15 protein-coding genes are annotated in these 18,707 nt (G+C 67.4%); 12 read left to right on the top strand and 3 right to left on the bottom strand.

Annotated elements, in window-relative coordinates:
* Positions 1-50: 50 nt before the first annotated feature.
* Entirely contained in the window at positions 51-1,241 is a 1,191-nt protein-coding gene (locus tag ACKI2N_RS34440) for a TCR/Tet family MFS transporter (protein WP_420995726.1), read from the bottom strand.
* 200 nt (positions 1,242-1,441) lie between these two features.
* Here ACKI2N_RS34440 and ACKI2N_RS34435 point away from each other — a divergent pair, with 200 nt between their 5' ends.
* The 11 genes from ACKI2N_RS34435 (at position 1,442) to ACKI2N_RS34385 (ending at position 14,901) form a co-directional block, all read left to right on the top strand.
* On the top strand, positions 1,442-2,080 hold the full coding sequence (locus ACKI2N_RS34435) for a TetR/AcrR family transcriptional regulator (RefSeq protein ID WP_420995725.1): 639 nt from the start codon (positions 1,442-1,444) through the stop codon (positions 2,078-2,080).
* Between the two features lie 164 nt (positions 2,081-2,244).
* The gene (locus tag ACKI2N_RS34430) at positions 2,245-3,063 is read left to right on the top strand and encodes a GntR family transcriptional regulator (RefSeq protein ID WP_420995724.1); all 819 of its coding nucleotides are present in this window, start codon (positions 2,245-2,247) and stop codon (positions 3,061-3,063) included.
* 58 nt (positions 3,064-3,121) lie between these two features.
* Positions 3,122-4,714 (top strand): acetolactate synthase large subunit, encoded by a 1,593-nt coding sequence (locus ACKI2N_RS34425; RefSeq protein ID WP_420995723.1) that lies wholly within the window; start codon positions 3,122-3,124, stop codon positions 4,712-4,714.
* Positions 4,715-5,202: 488 nt separating this feature from the next.
* The gene (locus ACKI2N_RS34420) at positions 5,203-6,144 is read left to right on the top strand and encodes a Bug family tripartite tricarboxylate transporter substrate binding protein (protein WP_420995722.1); all 942 of its coding nucleotides are present in this window, start codon (positions 5,203-5,205) and stop codon (positions 6,142-6,144) included.
* 44 nt (positions 6,145-6,188) lie between these two features.
* Positions 6,189-7,031 (top strand): alpha/beta fold hydrolase, encoded by an 843-nt coding sequence (locus tag ACKI2N_RS34415; protein ID WP_420995721.1) that lies wholly within the window; start codon positions 6,189-6,191, stop codon positions 7,029-7,031.
* A gap of 9 nt (positions 7,032-7,040) precedes the next feature.
* Entirely contained in the window at positions 7,041-8,000 is a 960-nt protein-coding gene (locus tag ACKI2N_RS34410; protein ID WP_420995720.1) for a LysR family transcriptional regulator, read from the top strand.
* A gap of 193 nt (positions 8,001-8,193) precedes the next feature.
* Complete coding sequence (locus ACKI2N_RS34405; protein WP_420995719.1) at positions 8,194-9,393, top strand: CaiB/BaiF CoA transferase family protein; 1,200 nt, start codon at positions 8,194-8,196, stop codon at positions 9,391-9,393.
* A gap of 217 nt (positions 9,394-9,610) precedes the next feature.
* Complete coding sequence (locus tag ACKI2N_RS34400) at positions 9,611-11,212, top strand: GMC family oxidoreductase (RefSeq protein WP_420995718.1); 1,602 nt, start codon at positions 9,611-9,613, stop codon at positions 11,210-11,212.
* Positions 11,213-11,276: 64 nt separating this feature from the next.
* A complete protein-coding gene (locus tag ACKI2N_RS34395; protein WP_420995717.1) occupies positions 11,277-12,728 on the top strand; it encodes an NAD-dependent succinate-semialdehyde dehydrogenase in 1,452 nt (483 codons plus the stop codon).
* Positions 12,729-12,810: 82 nt separating this feature from the next.
* Complete coding sequence (locus ACKI2N_RS34390) at positions 12,811-13,851, top strand: Bug family tripartite tricarboxylate transporter substrate binding protein (protein ID WP_420995716.1); 1,041 nt, start codon at positions 12,811-12,813, stop codon at positions 13,849-13,851.
* 153 nt (positions 13,852-14,004) lie between these two features.
* Complete coding sequence (locus ACKI2N_RS34385; RefSeq protein WP_420995715.1) at positions 14,005-14,901, top strand: alpha/beta fold hydrolase; 897 nt, start codon at positions 14,005-14,007, stop codon at positions 14,899-14,901.
* Between the two features lie 113 nt (positions 14,902-15,014).
* On the opposite strand, the gene ACKI2N_RS34380 is transcribed toward ACKI2N_RS34385, so the two are convergent.
* Together ACKI2N_RS34380 and ACKI2N_RS34375 are read right to left on the bottom strand one after the other, a co-directional pair.
* A complete protein-coding gene (locus tag ACKI2N_RS34380) occupies positions 15,015-16,142 on the bottom strand; it encodes an acyl-CoA dehydrogenase family protein (RefSeq protein WP_420995714.1) in 1,128 nt (375 codons plus the stop codon).
* A 29-nt stretch (positions 16,143-16,171) separates the two neighbouring features.
* On the bottom strand, positions 16,172-17,374 hold the full coding sequence (locus ACKI2N_RS34375) for an acyl-CoA dehydrogenase family protein (RefSeq protein ID WP_420995713.1): 1,203 nt from the start codon (positions 17,372-17,374) through the stop codon (positions 16,172-16,174).
* A 347-nt stretch (positions 17,375-17,721) separates the two neighbouring features.
* On the opposite strand from ACKI2N_RS34375, the gene ACKI2N_RS34370 reads away from it, so the two are divergent.
* The gene (locus ACKI2N_RS34370) at positions 17,722-18,702 is read left to right on the top strand and encodes a Bug family tripartite tricarboxylate transporter substrate binding protein (RefSeq protein WP_420995712.1); all 981 of its coding nucleotides are present in this window, start codon (positions 17,722-17,724) and stop codon (positions 18,700-18,702) included.
* Positions 18,703-18,707 lie beyond the last annotated feature (5 nt).

The following is an 18,707-nucleotide window of genomic DNA, read 5'->3' as shown; positions in this document are numbered from 1 at the left end:
TCCTTTCGGTTTTCTTCCTTCCGTGCGCCAGGCCGCCGACGCTCCCCGTCCTAGATTGCCGCAGGGTCCCCGGTGCGGAACCGCAAGCTGAGCACAAGCGGCACCGCGATCGCATAGACCACCACCACGGACAGCCAGATCGCCCCCGGCCACCGCTCCCGGACGACGAAGTAGAAGCTCGAGAACGCCAGAGGACTGATGATCGATGCGAGGCTGATGGCCGACGCCAGTACCCCCTGCAACTGGCCTTGCCGGCTTTCGTCGACGAGGCGCGTGGCAAGCGACTGCAATGCCGGGACGCCTATGCCTCCGAGTGCGAAGAGCGGCATGACCGCAAACACCATCCAGCCTTGCTCGGCGAAAGCCATCACGACCAGCGTGACGCAGGTTCCGGCGATCCCGGCCAGGATGGCCCCGCGCTCTCCCAGCAGCCTGACGGCGGGGCCGGGCAGGAGCGCCTGCGCCAATGACTGGCACACGCCGAAGGTGCCCAGCGACAGACCGATCCACAGGCCATTCCACCGGAACACGTCATTGCCCCAGAGGGCCCAGCAGGTGCCGTACACTTCGCCCGTGGCGCTCAAGACGAAGAAAACGATAGTGACGGGCATCAGGTTCTTCATCGAGAACGCCCAGCGCAACGGGCGCAGCGGGTTGAGCGCTGCGAGGTCGACCTTGCAGCGGCTCGGCGCGCGCGATTCCGGCAGGACCAGCGCCGCGAGCAGCAGATTGCCTGCATTCAGCACCGCGGCGGCGAGGAACGGAAGCCTCAGCCAGTAGTCGCCGAGCACGCCGCCGAGCACCGGGCCGATGATGAAGCCGATGCCGAACATGGCATTGAACAGGCCAAAGCGCCGCGCGCGCTTGTCCTCAGGCGAGATGTCCGTGATGTAGGCCGTCGCGACCGACATGTTGGCGCTGGTCAGCCCGGCGATGGCGCGGCCGATGAACAGCATCCAGAGCTGTGGCGCGAACGCCATCACCATGTAGTTGATGGCTGCCCCGGCGAGCGAGACCAGCAGTACCGGGCGCCGGCCAAGACGATCGCTCAAGGCGCCCAGCACGGGCGCGAAGATGAACTGCATGGCGGCGTACAGCGCGGTCATGATACCGATATAGGGCGCGACGCTGTCGGCGTGCGTCACGTCCTCGAGCAGTCGCGGCAGGATGGGGAAGATCAGGCCGATTCCGACTGCGTCGAGACCAATGGCGGTAAAGATGACAATAAGCGGCTTGTTCATAACTGAGTTCCGGGTCCACACGACCCGTCAGGCGCTTGCGGGCACTTCAACCTCAGGGCGCATCCGCTGCCCGAAGTCGCCTCGATGGCACTCGGGAGTCCGACCGCCCCGGGGCCCCCGCGCTCGCAGCATCAACCGGGCGTTATATACTTGATACCAATATGTACTGAGTACATAAATGTACTTCCATCGATTTCACCATGTCAATGCAATCCGATCGTCGATCCCGCAAGCGCCTCGTTACCCGACAAGGCATATCTACTGCCGCCACGCGCCTTTTTCTTGAGCGCGGCTTCGACCAGGTGACGATCGACGAGATCGCGGCGGCCGCCGACGTTGGGCGGATGACGGTGTTCAATCACTTTCCGCGCAAGGAAGACATGTTCTTCGATCGCGAGGAAGAAGGCCGGGAGATCCTGCGCGAAGCCTTGTTGCAGCGTGACCCTGGCGTCGCTCCGATCGAGACGCTTCGCCTGCTCGCGCATCGGCTCGCGGCGGAGCACAGCCCCTTCGTCGAGTTTTCCGCGGCGAGCCGAGGCTTCATAGAGACGATCGAGGGCAGCGAAACCCTCAAGGCCCGGGCCCGGGCCATCCGTGACGAGCTTGCGCAGGTCGTAGCGGCGGCGCTGGCCGAATGCGCAGGGAGAGAACCTGGCGATCCGGACGCCGCGCTGGCGGCCGGCCTGCTTCTGGCAACGTGGACGGTGGCCCTCATCCAGGCCCACCGGTCCCTCCGCCAATGCGGCGATGCAAAGGAAGCGAAAGCCATCTTTCTCGCTATCGTTGACAAAGGAACCAGCGGCCTGAAAGCCGCAATGGCAGATACGCCTTATGCCTGAGCGATCCGAGGGCGCGCAGGGGGGGTAGATAAGGGGTACTCCGGTTTCTCGCGCCGTGCCCGCTAGTTAACCCTAGTAGTCTAGTTTTGTAGACCTTACTAAAGTAGCTCGCTTGCGAATCCAGGCCGCGCCCGCCGCGGCCCGCGCTTCATCTCCGGCCGATCATGCAGAATCCCGCGCTGCCCCCAGCCTTTGCCGCATCCGGCGATCTGCTCTCGCGCAGCCGCCAGCCCGTCTACCTCCAGCTCGCCACCATCTTCCGCCGCCATATCGAAAGCGGCGAATGGCGCCCGGGCGAACGCATTCCGTCGCTCGAGCAGCTTTGCCGCGAGTTCGGCGTGGCGCGCATGACGATGCACAACGCGCTGACCCTGCTGGACGACGAAGGCCTGCTGACGCGCGAGCGCGGCCGCGGCACCTTCGTCAAGGCCGGCTGCCGCGAGCGGCGCCCGTTGACGCTGCCGGTGAGCTGGGACCAGGCGGTGGCGGTGGGCGGCCGCCTTGGCACCGAGGCGCTGGGCGAATCCGACGGTCCCGTGCCGCTGCCCGACGAGCTGGGCCTGCCCTGCAGCGCCGCGCGCGCGCCGGGCTACCACTTCCTGCGCCGCCTGCACCGGATCGAGCAAAAGCCGTTCGCGCTGGGCGAGGTGTATATCGAGGCCGGCGTGTTCGCGCGCGAGCCGGAAGCGTTCCGCCAGGGTGCCTCGGTGCCGGTGCTGGACCGCTTCCCGCAGCTCAAGGTCACGGCCGCCCGCCAGCGCCTGTCCGTCATCACCGCCGGCGCGGAGACCGCGGCGCGGCTGGCGCTGCCGGTCGGCGCGCCGGTGGCCGAACTGCGCCGCCATGCCTGCGTGGACGGCGTGATCGTCTATTACGCGCGCATCGAATTCCCGAGCGAGTTCGTCTGCCTGGATTTCGACCTGCTCGCGCCCGGCGCGGGCACCGTCCCCGTTTATCCGCCACGTCCGGCCGCGCAGCCCTGACCGCAGCGGCAATCCCGATTCAGCACTTCTTCCAGCAACCCAACCGGAAACCAATCCAATGCAGACAACCGAGCGCAACCAGCCAAGCCACGCAGACCACGGACAGGGCGAACTCAACGGCGCCGAAAGCCTGGTCAAGACGCTGCTCGCGTGCGGCGTGGACACGTGCTTCGCCAATCCCGGCACCAGCGAGATGCATTTCGTGGCCGCGCTCGACCGCATCCCCGGCATGCGCTGCGTGCTCGGCCTGTTCGAGGGCGTGGTCACCGGCGCGGCCGACGGCTACGCGCGCATGGCCGACAAGCCCGCCGCCACGCTGCTGCACTGCGGCCCGGGCCTGGCCAACGGCCTGGCCAACCTGCACAACGCGCGCCGCGCGCAGACGCCGGTGGTCAACATCATCGGCGACCAGGCCACCTACCACCGCCCGCTCGACGCGCCGCTGACCGCCGACACCGAAGGCTGGGCGCGCCCGGTCTCGGTCTGGACCCGCACCGCCACGCATGCCGCCTCGGTCGGCGCCGACGCCGCCACCGCCGTGCAGGCCGCCAGGGGCGCGCCCGGCGGCGTGGCCAGCCTGATCCTGCCCTCCGACGTATGCTGGGACGCCGGCGGCAAGGTCGCCGCGCCGCTGCCGCCGCTGCCGGTGCCCAAGGTCTCGCCCGACGCCGTGCAGCAGGCCGCGCGCGTGCTGCGCTCTGGCCAGCCCACGCTGATCGTGCTGGCCGGCGCCGCGCTGCGCGAAGCGCCGCTGGCCGACGCCCACCGCATCGCCGCCGCCACCGACGCACGCCTGATCACGCCGATGTCCAACGCGCGCGTGTCGCGCGGGCGCGGCCGCTTCAACGTCGACCGCGTGCCGTACTCCGGCGACGTGGCGCGCGCCAAGCTGGCCGGCATCCGCAACGTGATCCTGGTCGGCGCGCCGCCGCCCGTCACCTTCTTTGCCTACCCCGGCAAGTCGCCGCGCCCGTATCCGGAAGATGCCGAAGTCTTCGTGCTCGCCCGCCCCGAGCAGGACCTGGCCGAAGCGCTCGCGCGCCTGGCCGACGAGCTCGGCGCGCCCGCGGTCGCGCTGCCGGCCCCAGTGGCGCCGCACGAGATCGCCAAGGGTGCCGTGACCTCCGAGGCCGTGGCGCAGACACTGACCGCGCTGCTGCCCGAGCAAGCCATCGTGGTGGAAGAAAGCGTCAGCTTCGGCCGCGCCTTCTATCCCGGCACCGTGCACGCCGCGCCGCACGACTGGCTGCAACTCACCGGCGGCGCCATCGGCGAAGGACTGCCGCTGGCCACCGGCGCCGCCGTCGCCGCACCCGGGCGCCGCGTGGTCGCGCTGCAGGCCGACGGCTCGGGCATGTACACGCTGCAATCGCTGTGGACCATGGCCCGCGAAAAACTCGACGTGACCGTGGTGGTGCTGGCCAACCGCAAGTACGCGATCCTGCTGGGCGAACTCGCCGGCGTCGGCGCCAATCCCGGCAAGACCGCGCTCGACATGCTCGACATCGGCAATCCGGATCTCGACTGGGTGAAGCTGGCCAACGGCATGGGCGTGGAGGCAGCGCGCGCGGTGGATATGGAGGGATTTGCGGCGTTGTTTACGGCGGCCAACGCGAAGGCCGGGCCGTTTTTGATTGAATTGGTGATTTGAATCTCGGGCGCCGTCATTCATCGGGCGCCGCCATTCGCCGGTGCACAACGGATAGCCGGTTGTGCACCGGCATATCGCGTGCCGCTCCCGACACGATATCCGCGGGCGGCGGCGGATAACAAGGATCGAGGGACTTCGGACATACCAGGCGGGCCGTCGGGAAACGGCCCGCGCGCAGTGCAGCAAAACCCCGGGAAAAAGCACCCGGACCCATCAGGCGGGGCGCCGCCCGCGGCCCTGGGTATTCAAGAGAAATCAGCCGAAACGATCACGGTATCGGTATTCCATATTGGTCGCCCGATGATGGCGGCCCTATACTTCGCTCCACTCCAAGCCGTCAATCAATATTCTTAAAAACGGCGCCGAAATCGTTGGTCGAAAAACCATAGATAAATGGTGTGAGTACAAGGGAGACAACCGTGAATTTCCGGAACGACAGGCAACTGGCGCCGATGGCTGCGACCAGCCGAAGGACTTTTACAAAATCAATGCTGGCCCTGCTCGGAAGCACGGCGCTCGGAAGAGCGTCCGCGGCCCAGTGGACGGCGAAAAGGCCAATCAGCATCGTCGTTCCCTACAACGCCGGCGGCGGTGCCGATATTCTTGCGCGGTTCGTCGCCGCGCAGATCGGCGATACGCTGGGAAAGCAGATGGTCGTCGAAAACCGTCCCGGCGCCAATGGCCTGATCGCGGCCAACTACGTCTACGGCATGCAAGGTGACGGAAGCACGCTGCTATTCGGCGCCGCCGACAACATTTCCATCGCCCCCCAGATCTACAAGAGCGCCGCCCGCTTCGACCCCCAGGCGTTCAAGCCGGTGGCGGCCGTGGCGAACATGGTGTTCGTGCTTTGCTCGCGCAAGGCAAACAAAGCCGGAAGCTATGCCGAGGCGCTCGCCGATCTGAAGTCGCGGGAATGCACGTACGGACATTGGGGGCCGGGCAGCCTGCCCCAGGTCGGCATGGAGATGCTGCGCAAGCAGGAAAAAGTGCCGAAGCTGGTCGCCGTGCCATATGGCGGCGCGGCGCCGGTGATGGCCGCCCTGATGGCCGGCGAAGTGGACTACGCCTTCCTGCCGATCCCCATGCTGCAGGGATCGCTCAATGTCTTCAAGCTGTACGCGTCCGGCGCGACCAAGAGATGGCCGGTCATAGGCGACGTCCCCACGTTCCATGAAATGGGCATTCCGATGAATATCGAGACGTGGTTCGGGTATCTCGCGCCGCCCAATACGCCGGACGAAATCGTGGATGGCCTGGGCAGCGGCATCGCCAGGATCATCCAGAACGCGGACGCCAGGTCGAGGATCGAAGAAATCGGCTATGCGCCGTCGAGCGTGACGCCCAGGCAATTCCGCTCCTTTATCCAATCCGAAAACAAGCGCTGGCGATCCTTTCTGACGGAGCACGACATCAAGGCGGAAAGCTGAACACCGCCGGCCAGAAATTCACGTCTGATGAAGGGAAATGCCAGATGCCTTATATCGATTCGAGCGATGTCCGGCTTTACTATGAAACCGTGGGGACCGGCGATCCGATCGTATTCGTGCATGAATACGCGGGGGACTATCGAAGCTGGAGCGAGCAGGTCCGGTATTTCTCCCGGCACCATCGCTGCGTCACCTTCAACGCTCGCGGCTACCCTCCCTCCGACGTCCCCGACAGCGAGGCCGCCTACAGCTATCAGCACGCCGTGGCGGACATACACAACGTACTATCCGGGCTGAACATCGATCGCGCTCATATCGTCGGGCTCTCCATGGGCGGATATGCGGCGCTGCATTTCGCTCTCCGGCATCCGGAAAAGACGCGCTCGGTCGTCCTGGCCGCCACCGGGCACGGCTCGGACCCGGCGATGCGCGACAGGTTCCTCCAGGACACCCGGAACCTGGCGGACAAGCTCCTGACGGCAGGCATGGCCGAAGCCATCGCGGAATATGCCGACAGCCCGATAAGACGGCGGCTGCGCGAGAAAGACCCGCGTGGCTTCGATGCATTCTTTCGCAACTTCGCCGAGCATTCTCCCATTGGCTCAGCCTTGACGGCGATCGGCTATCAGATGAAGCGGCCCTCGTTGTACCTGCTGGAGCAGGAACTGAAGTCGCTCGACGTGCCGTCGCTGGTCGTGATCGGCGACGACGACACGCCGTGCATCGCCCCCGCGCTGTTTCTCAAGAGTCATCTGCGGAACTGCCAGCTTGCGGTCTTTCCGCATACCACGCACGCCGTCAACCTGGAGGAGCCCGAGCTCTTCAACAGGTCGCTGGAGATTTTCTTTGGGCAAATCAGCCGGAACGAGCCGCGCCTTCGGTCATGAGAGGGGGACATGGACTTCAAGCAGCTAAAGTACTTCGTGGCGACGGCGGATTTCGGCAACATGACGCGCGCCGCGCAGTCCGTATTCGTGGCGCAGTCTGCTTTCAGCCAACAGATTGCCAATCTGGAGGACGAGATCGGCGTCAGGCTGTTCGACCGCGGAAAGAACGGCATGCAACTCACCTCCGCCGGCGCGTCCCTGTACAGCTATGCCAAGTCCATCCTGAAGCAGCTCCACGACGCCAAGCAGGCCGTATCCCAGGAAGTCCAGCAGCCCCATGGCCGGGTCGCCATCGGCCTGCCCGGCAGCGCGGGAAAGATCCTGGCGGCTCCGCTATTGCGGCAACTGAAGGCGTATCCCGGCATCAGGCCGCTGCTGCTGGAGCGGGTCAGCGCGGACCTCGTGAGCCTGATCGGCTCGGGGATCATCGACATCGCGCTTGCCGTGGATGCCGACCCCCAGCAGGGCGTGAAGCTGATTCCGCTTCTGGAAGAGGATCTGTACGTCATCTCCCACAAGAACGGGCCGTGGCGGAATCGCAGCGCGCTGGAGGTCGGGGAGCTTGCCCGCGCGCCGCTGATCCTGCCGGTCCCGCCAAGCACGATACGGCAGCGGATCGATTCCCTGTTCCTGGATGCGGGGATGAGATACACGCTGGTCGGCGAGGTGAGCGGCACCGACATGACCATTCACCTGGTGGAGCAGGGCCTGGGCTGGAGCGTGCTGCCGTGGTCGGCGGTCGGCGCGATCGTCGAATGCGACGGGATCTGCGCGATCCCGCTGGCGGAGCAGACCAGCAAGCGCCGCCTCGCGCTGGCGTATTCGGAGAGCATCCCGCTATCCATTGCCGCCGAGAAGGCGCTCGAGCTGTTGCTGCACACCATCGGCGATCTCGTCGGCGCCGGCCAATGGCATGGCGTGCGCAAGATCGGGCCGGACGGCGCGGGGCTGGCGGAGACACCGCAGTGAGCGGGATGAAATCCGGCCGGAAAGGACGGGCCTGAGCGGACGGGCCTGAGCGGGTCCGGCCAGATGCGGCCGTGCCCGCCATCACCAGAAGAAGAACCATCGGCGACGCGCAACGCGCCGCCCGGGACCAGGTCCCGGGCGGCGAGCCGGTGCACGCCCGTCGCGGGGCGAGCAGACAAAGGGAAGGTCAATCATGAAGCGGATAGGTACCAATGGCGCGCTTTCCAGATTTCGCGTCCTCGATCTGAGCCAGGTACGGGCCGGTCCGACCTGCGTCAAGCAACTGGCCGATTTCGGCGCCGACGTCATCAAGGTCGAACCGCCGGACAGCGTCGATCGCCAGGAGCTGTACGTCGGGGAGCGGGACGGCGCCGACATGATCAATCTGCACCGCAACAAGCGGTCGATCACGCTGGACCTGAAGTCCCCGGCGTGCCATGCCATCCTGATGGATCTCGTGGCGCAGGCCGACGTCGTCGTGGAGAACTTCCGCCCGGAAGTGAAAGCACGGCTCGGACTGGACTACGACAGCCTGTCCCGGCGCAATCCGCGCATCATCCTGGTCAGCATCTCGGGCTTCGGCCAGGACGGTCCCTATATGAAGCGGCCCGGATTCGACCAGATACTGCAGGGAATGTGCGGCCTGATGAGCGCCACCGGGTTTGCCGACGGGCAACCTGTGCGCGCCGGGGCCGCCGTCATCGACATGGTGACCGGCCTTTATGCCGCGTTGGGCGCCATGACGGCGCTGCTCGAACGCCAGACCAGCGGCCGCGGCCAATGGGTGCAATGCTCGCTGCTGCATTCCGGGATTGCGCTGATGGATTTTCAGGCAGCGCGCTGCGCGCTCGAAGGGGAGATCCCAGAACGCGTCGGCAACGACCACCCTACCAGCATGCCGACCTCGGCCTATCCGACCTCGAATGGCCATATCAACGTCGGCGCCGGCGGCGACAAGCAATGGCAGGCGTTGTGCCGCGCCATAGGGCAGGCCGGCCTGGCTCACGACGCGCGCTTCCGCAGCAATGCGGACCGCATTGCGAATCGGGCCGAACTGAACGCGATCCTGCTGGAGGCCTTCTCCGGCGAAACCACCGAGACGTGGATGGACCGGCTGCTGCAGGCCGATGTCCCCGCGGGGCCGATCTATCGCATGGACCAGACCCTGCGCGATCCGCAGGTCGTCCATCAGCAGATCATCAAGACGGTGCCGCACCCCCGGCGGACGGTCGTCAGCCTGATCGACCAGGCAATACGCCTGTCGCGGACCCCCGCGCAATTGCACGGCACGCTCGAGGACAAGGGCGGCAGCAATGAGGACGTCCTGCGCGAACTGGGATATCGCCACGACGCCGTGCATGACGGCCTGAATGCCATGCGCGGTCATCCATGACGCCCGTGCCGCGCGGAGGCTGAGCGCTTCGCCACGGCCGGGCGCCCCTGCGTTCCGGGCATCCGCTTACTCACCGTTGCGCCGGCAGGTCTTCGAAGGCCTGCCCGGCTGCGCGCGCGCTCACGAAAGACAGGCGAGGCATGGCCGCGGGGCCGCAAGAAAACAAGGAGACAAACCATGAACCGGCCGACGCCGCAACCGGGGGCAAGGAATATCAATGGAAATCTATGACTACATCATCGTGGGCGGCGGTACGGCGGGCTGCGTTCTCGCCAACCGCCTGACCGCATGCGGGCAGTACGACGTGCTGGTGCTGGAGGCAGGCGGCGAGCCCCGCAGCATGTGGATCGACATGCCGGCGGGCTTCAGCAAGCTCCTGACCAACGAACGCTACAACTGGCGCTTCCATACCGAACCCGAGGCCAACACCCTCAACCGCGTCATTTCGGTGCCGCGGGGCAAGGGGCTTGGCGGCTCCACGCTGATCAACGGCATGATCTTCGTCCGTGGCCAGCCGGGCGACTACGACGCCTGGGCCGATGCCGGCGCGGCAGGATGGAATTATGCGCAGGTCGAACCGTACTTCCGCAGGATGGAAACCTTCGCCGGCGCGGGCGAAGGGCGCGGCCGGACCGGCCCCATGAGCGTCGTGCCGGTGCGAGAGCGGTATCCCATCACCCAGGCGTTCATCGAAGCGGGCCGCAACTGGGGACTGCCATACAACGAGGACTACAACGGCGGCACCCAGGAAGGCGTGGGTTATTACCAGGCGACCCAGCGCGCCGGCCGGCGCTGGAGCGCCTATGACGCGTACCTGAAGCCGGCCCGGCGCCGCAAGAACCTCGACATCCTGACGGGCACGCACGTGCTGGGTCTCGACATCGAAGGGCGCGAATGCCGGGGCGTCCGCTTCCAGGCCGGCGGCCAGGCACGCAAGGTCCGCGCGCGGCGCTCCGTCGTTCTCAGCGCGGGCGCGCTGCAGTCGCCGCAATTGCTGGAGCTTTCCGGCATCGGCCGCCCCGAGGTCCTGCGCGGGGCGGGCATCGAGATCCGGCATGTGCTGAACGGCGTCGGCGAAAACTACATCGATCATTTCTGCACCCGGATGAACTGGCGCCTGAAGGGCATCTCCACGCTCAACGAGATGAGCCGGGACTGGCGCCTGGGCGCGGCGCTGCTGCATTACCTCACGCGGGGAAGAGGGTTCCTGACGCTCGGAACAGGCCTGGTCAACGGCTTCGTGCGGACCCGGCCGGAACTGGCCACGCCGGACGTCCAGTATTTCTTCATGCACGCCAGCTACGCGAATGCCGCCGAGCGCATGCTCGACCGCAAGCCCGGCATGACCCTTGGCGTCAGCCAGATGCGCCCGCAATCGGTCGGGAGTATCCATGTGCGCTCTCCGGACGCCAGGGACGCCCCCGTTATCCGGCCCAATTTCCTTGCCAGCGCCGTCGACCAGGAGACCCTGGTGGCGGGCATGAGGATCGGGCGCCAGATCGTGGAGACGGAGCCCGTCCGCCAATACGTCGTCGAGGAAGCGAGCCCCGGCGGCAAGGTCCAGACGGATGCGCAATGGCTGGAATTCGCCCGCGAGAACGGCCAGACCATCTATCACCCCATTGGCACCTGCCGCATGGGCGAAGACGAAGGCGCCGTCGTGGACAGCCGCCTGCGCGTGCGCGGCATCGGCGGCCTGCGCGTCGTCGACGCGTCCGTCATGCCGTCCATGATCTCCGGCAACGTCCAGGCCGCCGTGATGATGCTGGCGGAACGCGGGGCCGATCTCATTTTGCAGGACGCGGCGCAGCCGGCTTGAGAGGCGGCCTGCGGGGCGGACGGCGAATCCGGAAACGGGCCATGTTTTTTTTGACGGAGGAACGATGACGAACCAATATTCCTACCCCGATACGCGCCTGCTGATAGACGGCGCATGGGTGGACGGCAGCAGCGGGGAGCGGCTGGACGTGACGGACCCCGGCACGGGGCTGCGCATCGGCACGGTCGCGAAGGCCACCCGCGACGATCTCGACCGCGCGCTGCAGGCCGCTCTGCGCGGCTTTCGCGCGTGGCGCGCGCACACTCCTTTCGAGCGGTCGCAACTGATGCGGCGCGCCGCCGCCATATTGCGCGAGCGCAGCGAGACGATCGCCCCCGTGCTGACGCTGGAACAGGGCAAGCCCCTGGCCGAGGCGCTCATCGAGGTCCGCGCGGCGGCCGACATCATCGAGTGGTTTGCCGAGGAAGGTACCCGCGTGCAAGGGCGCATCCTGCCGCAGCGCCGCGCCCAAGCCCTCACCGAGGTGTTCCGCGAGCCGGTCGGGCCTGTCACGGCCTTCACGCCCTGGAATTTCCCCATCACCCAGGTGGTTCGCAAGGCCTCGGCCGCGCTGGCCAGTGGCTGCAGCATGATCGTCAAGGCGCCCGAGGAAACGCCGGCCGCGCCGGCTGCCCTGATGCAGGCTTTCCTCGACGCCGGGCTGCCGCCTGGCGTCCTGCAGATGGTCTGCGGCGATCCGGCCGACATATCCGAGCATCTCATCGCCAGCCCGGTCATACGCAAGATCACCTTCACCGGCTCCACGGCGGTCGGCAAGCGGCTGGCCGCGCTGGCAGGCGCGCATATGAAGCGATGCACGATGGAACTCGGCGGACACGCGCCGGTCATCGTCGCCCGGGATGCCGATGTCGCCCTGGCCGCCAGCATCACGGCTGCCGCGAAGTTCCGCAACGCGGGCCAGGTCTGCATCTCGCCGACGCGCTTCCTGGTCCACCGCGACGTCGCGGCGGCATTCGCCGAGGCCTTCGTCGCCCACGGCGAGTCGCTGGTCGTGGGCCACGGCCTGGCGGCGGGGACCAGCCTCGGCCCGCTGGCCAACCCGCGCCGCCTCGCCGCCATGGAAGCGCTGGTGGGCAATGCCACGCAAGCCGGCGCCAGGCTTGCCTGCGGAGGCAGCCGCCTGGCCGGCGAAGGCAACTTCTTCGCGCCCACGGTCCTACTCGACGTGCCGCAGCATGCCGCCGTGTTCAACGAGGAGCCATTCGGCCCGCTGGCCGCCATGCGCAGCTTCGACACGCTGGAGGAAGCCATCGCCGAAGCGAACCGGCTGCCATTCGGCCTCTCGGCCTATGCCTTCACGGACTCGGCCCGCGCCGTGCGCGCGCTGAGCACGGGCCTCGAGGCGGGCATGCTCTGGGTGAACCAGGCCGCCACGCCCACGGCGGAGATTCCTTTCGGCGGTGTCAAGGATTCGGGATACGGATCGGAGGGCGGTGCCGAAGCGCTGGAAGCCTATCTCAATACCAAGTCGGTGACCGTCACCACCGCCGCCTAGCCTTTCCCAAGAAAACTCGCGAAGACGAAGACCATTCCCGCCATCTGCACATGGCCACGATGAATGACACCAGGAGACAAACGTGCGATTCCCATCTTATTTCCCGCTGTTCGCCCAGACGCTGCTGCAACGGCTGCGGCGCCTGATACCCGCGGTGCCGAAATGCGCCGGCACGGCGGTGGCGTGGGCCGCGGCGACCTCCGCTTTCGCCGCGCCGCCGAATTTTCCCAATCGCCCGGTGGAGGTCGTGGTGCCGTATTCCGCGGGCGGCGGCTACGACAATTTCGGCCGGGCGCTGGCGGCGGAGCTGCAGCGGGCATGGAACCAGCCCGTCGTCGTGCAGAACCGCCCCGGCGCTTCGGAGATCATCGGGGCGGAGTACGTCAAGAAGGCCAAACCGGATGGCTACACCCTGTTCCTGGGTTCCGAGGTGGCCCTCGTCACCAACCCCATGATCTTCAGGACGCTGCGCTATGACCCGACGACGGATTTCACGCCCGTCACATGCATGCTCGAAGGCCAGCTGGTCTACGCCACGCGAAACGGGCTGGGGCCGACGAACCTGAAGGAGTTCATCGCGCTGGCGAGGAATTCCAAGGACACCGTGACCTACGGCTCGGCCGGCGTGGGCGCCGTGGCCCACGTGGCGATGGGCTGGATGGCCCTGCAGACCGGCATCAAGCTGTCGCACGTTCCCTACAAGGGGGCCGCTCCCATCCTGCAGGACATGCTGGGCAAGATCGTCGACTCCACCGTCGTGCCGATGGGCGCGATATTCCCCTACCTGGAAACGCACAAGCTGCAGGCCATCGGCGTGACGGGCCCGTCACGGATGGCTGCGCTGCCGGACGTTCCCACGGTGACCGAGCAGGGCTATCCGTCGTTCGACCAGACGTTCTTCCTGGGCATCGTCGCGCCGGCCGGAACGCCGCTGGATATCCGCAGGAAGATCGCCACCGACATCCACGCCGTGATCTCCCGCCCCGAGTTCCAGGCGAAATACATGACGCAGTACGGCTACCTGCCTGTCGCCGGCACTCCCGAAGCCTTCGAGACGTTCCTTGCGCGAGACCGCGACAACCGCCGCAAGCGCATCGAGCCGCTGGGGATCAAGCTCGACTGAAGCGAGGGGACGGAAGCAAGGGAGCCGAAGCAAGGAGTCCGTGCCGCAGTCCGGCCCACGGACTGCGCTGCACGGCCGGCGCGTCGGGATGCCGACGACCGATAACCGATAGACCGATAAACCGATGACCGGGATAACCGGAGGAGACCGATCATGCCTTATGCGGATTCGGACGGAACCAAGATTTACTACGAGGAAACAGGGGAGGGCTACCCCATCATCTTCGTGCATGAATTCGGCGCGGACCTCCGCGCCTGGGAATACCAGGTGCGCAGCCTCTCGCGTGAATATCGCTGCATCAGGTACAACGCGCGCGGCTATCCGCCCTCCGATGTGCCGCGGGACGACGCGGCCTATGGCTACCGGCATGCGACCGACGACATCCTCGCGGTGCTGCGCGCCCTGGGCATCGCGCGCGCGCACGTGGTCGGCCTGAGCATGGGCGGCTATGCCACGCTGCACTTCGGCCTGCGGTATCCCGAGCACGCCAGTGCGCTGGTGGTGGCCGGCTGCGGGTCCGGCGCGCCCTATGCCCATCGCGAGGCGTTCAAGCACGAGTCGATCCAGTTCGCGGCCGAGCTGCTGGCCCACGGGACCGCCGGGCTGGCGAAGCAGGTCGGCAGCAGCCCCACGCGGATCCAGTTGAAGGGCAAGAGCCCGCTGGCCTGGCACGAGTTCGTCCGGCAATTCTCGGAGCATTCATCCGAGGGATCGGCCTACACGCTCCGCAACTTTCAGGCGCTGCGCCCCTCGGTCTTCGACTTCGAGCGCGAGCTGGCCGCATGCCGGATTCCGACCCTGCTGGTCGTCGGCGACGAGGACGAGCCGGCTATCGACACCAACCTGTTCCTCAAGCGCACCATGGCATCTTCCAGCCTGTGGATGGTTCCGTCGACCGGCCATGCGGTGAACCTGGAGGAACCGGAGCGCTTCAACGCCGTGGTGCACGAGTTTCTTTCCCGCGTCGACCGGGGCGTCTGGCGCGAGCGGGACCCGCGCACCCGCAGCGACGCACGCCTGGGCCTGTCGGCAGACAATGATTCTCTCTAGACGTCGCTTCGCGAAGATGCGCGCGCCGCGGCGCCGTTTCGCCCTGGCGGCGGCGCCACTGCCGCGCGGGGCCGTGGCGGGATCTGCCGGCCGGCCCGGACGGGCCACGGCCCCTAGCCCGCCATCACCTCCCCATACCGCTGCACATGGAAGTCGCTGTCCCCCAGCAGCGGGTCGATCATCGTCAGCCGCTTGAAGTAATCCCCCACCTCGAGCTCGTCCGTCATCCCCATCCCGCCATGCAGCTGTACCGCCTGCTGGCCGACGAAGCGGCCGGCTTTGGCCACCACCACCTTGGCGCCGCTGAGCATGCGGCGGCGCTGCGCGGGATCGGTTTCGTCCAGCGCCTGGGCGGCGACGTAGGCCATCGACAGCGCCAGCTCCTTCTGCACCAGCATGTCGGCCATGCGGTGCTGCAGGGCCTGGAACGCGGCGAGCGGCTTGCCGAACTGCTGGCGCGTGCGCAGGTATTCGCCGGTGATCTCGATCAGCCGTTCCATCGCGCCGGCGGCTTCGGCGCACAGCGCGGCGATGCCGTGGTCGATGCCGTGCGTGAGCGCCGCCAGGCCGTTGCCTTCGCCGCCCACCAGCGCGCCGGCGTCGACCGTGGCGTTGTGCAGCGTGAGGTCGGCGGCGCGCAGGCCGTCCATGGTGGGGTAGCCGTGCACGCTCAGTCCCGGCGTGCCCTTGGGCACCAGGAACAGCGACAGATCGTTGCTGCCGGCGATGCGCGCGCTGACCAGGAAGGCGTCGGCGGCTTCGCCGTGCCAGGCGAGGGTCTTGGTGCCGTTGAGCTGGTAGCCGTCGCCCTTGCGCTCGGCCGCCGCGCGCGCGCTTTCGGGCCGGTAGCGCGTGGTGGGTTCGAGGTAGGCGAGGGTGACGATGCGCTCGCCGCCGGCGATGGCGGGCAGCCATTCTTCCTTCTGCGCCGCGCTGCCGTAGGCGCTCAGTACGGCGGTGGAGATGACCGCGGCCGGCGTGACCGGTTCGAGCACGAGGCCGCGGCCGAGTTCGCGCTGCACTACCAGCTGGCTGGCGGCGCTTTCGCCGAAGCCGCCGTATTCGGCGGGCACGGTCAGGCCGAGCACGCCCATCTCGGCGAGCTGCGCCCACGCGGCGCGGTCCAGGCTGTTGCCGCCGCGCGCGCTGGCCCGGCGCCGCGCGAAGGTGTATTCGGTATCGATGAAGCGGCGCAGGCTGTCGGCCAGCATCTGCTGTTCTTCGCTGTAGTTGAAGTCCATGGCTGTGCTTGTTCCTTCTGTCCCGGGGCTCAGAAGCCCAGGATCATCTTGGAGATGATGTTCTTCTGCACTTCGGTGGCGCCGCCGTAGATGGAGGTCTTGCGCATGTCGAAGTAGGTGGAGGCGGCGGGCGCGGCCCAGGCCGGCGCGTGCGTCGGCAGGTCCGCCGGGGTCGCGCCGGCTTCGAGCCAGCGCGGCGAGTACGGCCACGCGCCGGGGCCGGCCACTTCCATCTGCAGCATGGCCAGGTCCTGCTGGATCTCGGAGCCGCGGATCTTGACGATGGAGGCCTCGGGGCCGGGCTGGCCGGCGGACTGCGTGGCCACGCGCAGCAGCAGCATCTCCAGCGCCATGATGTCCATCTCGATGCGGGCGATCTTGTCGCGCATGCGCACGTCGTCGATCAGCGGGCGGCCGGCGCCGTCGGTGGCCTGCGTGGCGTAGTGCTTGAGCTGGCGCAGTTCGCGGTTGCAGTGGCCGATGCCGGCAATGCCGGTGCGCTCGTGGCCGAGCAGGTACTTGGCGTAGGTCCAGCCGCGGTTCTCCTCGCCCAGCAGGTTGGCGGCCGGGACTTCCACGTCTTCGAACCAGACCTCGTTGACGTCGTGGCCGCCGTCGAGCGTGACGATCGGGCGCACCGTCACGCCGGGCGTCTTCATGTCGATCAGCAGCATGGAAATGCCTTCCTGCGCCTTGGCCTCGGTGTCGGTGCGCACCAGGCAGAAGATCCAGTCGGCGAAATGCGCCATCGTGGTCCAGGTCTTCTGGCCGTTGACGATGTAGCGGTCGCCCTGGCGCACCGCGCGCGTCTTGAGCGAGGCCAGGTCGGAGCCGGAGCCCGGCTCCGAGTAGCCCTGGCACCAGAAATCCTCCACCGTGGGGATGCGCGGCAGGAAGCGTTCCTGGTGCTCGGGGCTGGCGTACTTCATCAGCACCGGGCCGATCATGGTCAGGCCGAACGGCAGCAGGCGCGGCGCGCCGGCGCGGAAGGTCTCGATCTCGAAGATCAGGCGCTGCAGCGGGGTCCAGCCCGTGCCGCCCCATTGCCTGGGCCACGTCGGCGCGCCCCAGCCATGGGCGTGCAGCACGCGGTGCCAGCGCACGTAGTCGTCTTTTTCGATGCGCTGGTGGGCCAGCACCTTGTCGCGGATGTCCGCCGGCAGGCTGGCCTGCACGAAGGCCCTGACTTCTTCGCGGAACGACTGCTCCGCGGCGTTGAAACGCAAATCCATCTGCTTGTCCCCTCGGTTGGGAAGGCTGGCCTGCGTCGCGGCGGCGGCATGCCGGCGCCACGCGGCTGTCTCCACGGTACGGTGAAGCGATTCTATGTGCGGCGGGCGGTTCGGAGTTTCCGTAATGGCAAAGCCGCACTTTGGCTGGCATGAAGCATGGCGCGGCGCCTCCGCGTTTCCGCGCCTCCGCGCCTTCGTCAAGGGTTTCCCCTAGGGGAGCAGACGGCGCGCGCACCGTTCCCGCCATCCCGAACACGGCCTTAAACAAATCCAAATGGCGCCCCTGCGGCGCCTGACTCACACTGGCGTCATTCCATAAGAAAGATCCACGCCGAGGAGACGGGCGCATGTCACGCTGGACCCAACGATGCACGAAGCTGCTCGCGCTATGCGGCTGGCTGGTAGCCGCCGCGAGCGCGTTCGCGGCTTATCCCGACAAGCCGGTGCGGCTGGTCGTGCCCTTCCCGCCGGGCGGCGCCACCGACCTGCTGGCGCGCGAGATCAGCCACGCGCTGTCGGTGCGGCTGGGGCAGCCGGTGGTGATCGAGAACCGGCCCGGCGCGGGCGGCAATATCGCCGCGGTGTCGGTGGCGCGCGCGCCGGCCGACGGCTATACGCTGTTCTTCGGCACCTTCGGCTCGCTGGCCGTCAACAAGAGCCTGTACGACAAGCCGGGCTACGACCCGCTCAAGGATTTCGCCCCGGTGGCCTCGGTGGCTTACCTGCCCAACGTGCTGGTGGTGCATCCGTCGGTGCCCGCGCGCAACGTGGCCGAGTTGATCGCGCTGGCTAAGCGCGAGCCCGGCAAGCTGAGCTACGGCTCGTTCGGCAACGGCTCGTCCTCGCACCTCGCGGGCGAGCTGTTTACCCACATGGCGGGCGTGCGCATCGACCACGTGCCGTACAAGGGCAGCGCACCGGCCATGACCGACCTGATCGGCGGGCGCCTGACCATGATGTTCGACAGCATCTCCACCGCGCTGCCTTATGTGCGCGACGGCCGCGTGCGCGCGCTCGGCGTGACCACCGCGAAACCTTCGGACCAGTTGCCGGGCGTGCCGACGCTGGCCGCCGCGGGCGTGCCGGGCTACGAGCTGACCGCCTGGTTCGGCGTGGCCGCGCCGGCCAATACGCCGCCGGCCGTGGTCGACCGCCTCAACGCCGAGATCGTGGCCGCGCTGGCGCAGCCCGAGCTGGCCGCGCGGCTGGCGGCGCAGGGCACGGTGCCGTTTCCGTCCACGCCGGCGCAGTTCGGCGCCTATATGCGCAGCCAGTACCAGAAGTGGGACGGGCTGATCAAGTCGGCCGGCATCCACCTGGACCAGTAGGTTTC

Source organism: Cupriavidus sp. 30B13, assembly GCF_049059565.2.
Lineage (GTDB): Bacteria > Pseudomonadota > Gammaproteobacteria > Burkholderiales > Burkholderiaceae > Cupriavidus.
Note: the sequence above shows the minus strand (reverse complement) of the source record. Positions and strands in the feature narration are given on the sequence as shown.

Bases quoted from the DNA above. Each gene is read 5' to 3' on its own strand.
- ACKI2N_RS34420 (WP_420995722.1), top strand. From the start codon at position 5,203: ATGCTGGCCCTGCTCGGAAGCACGGCGCTCGGAAGAGCGTCCGCGGCC.
- ACKI2N_RS34380 (WP_420995714.1), bottom strand. From the start codon at position 16,142: ATGGACTTCAACTACAGCGAAGAACAGCAGATGCTGGCCGACAGCCTG.
- ACKI2N_RS34385 (WP_420995715.1), top strand. From the start codon at position 14,005: ATGCCTTATGCGGATTCGGACGGAACCAAGATTTACTACGAGGAAACA.
- ACKI2N_RS34425 (WP_420995723.1), top strand. From the start codon at position 3,122: ATGCAGACAACCGAGCGCAACCAGCCAAGCCACGCAGACCACGGACAG.
- ACKI2N_RS34395 (WP_420995717.1), top strand. From the start codon at position 11,277: ATGACGAACCAATATTCCTACCCCGATACGCGCCTGCTGATAGACGGC.
- ACKI2N_RS34375 (WP_420995713.1), bottom strand. From the start codon at position 17,374: ATGGATTTGCGTTTCAACGCCGCGGAGCAGTCGTTCCGCGAAGAAGTC.
- ACKI2N_RS34435 (WP_420995725.1), top strand. From the start codon at position 1,442: ATGTCAATGCAATCCGATCGTCGATCCCGCAAGCGCCTCGTTACCCGA.
- ACKI2N_RS34410 (WP_420995720.1), top strand. From the start codon at position 7,041: ATGGACTTCAAGCAGCTAAAGTACTTCGTGGCGACGGCGGATTTCGGC.
- ACKI2N_RS34415 (WP_420995721.1), top strand. From the start codon at position 6,189: ATGCCTTATATCGATTCGAGCGATGTCCGGCTTTACTATGAAACCGTG.
- ACKI2N_RS34370 (WP_420995712.1), top strand. From the start codon at position 17,722: ATGTCACGCTGGACCCAACGATGCACGAAGCTGCTCGCGCTATGCGGC.
- ACKI2N_RS34405 (WP_420995719.1), top strand. From the start codon at position 8,194: ATGAAGCGGATAGGTACCAATGGCGCGCTTTCCAGATTTCGCGTCCTC.
- ACKI2N_RS34430 (WP_420995724.1), top strand. From the start codon at position 2,245: ATGCAGAATCCCGCGCTGCCCCCAGCCTTTGCCGCATCCGGCGATCTG.
- ACKI2N_RS34440 (WP_420995726.1), bottom strand. From the start codon at position 1,241: ATGAACAAGCCGCTTATTGTCATCTTTACCGCCATTGGTCTCGACGCA.
- ACKI2N_RS34400 (WP_420995718.1), top strand. From the start codon at position 9,611: ATGGAAATCTATGACTACATCATCGTGGGCGGCGGTACGGCGGGCTGC.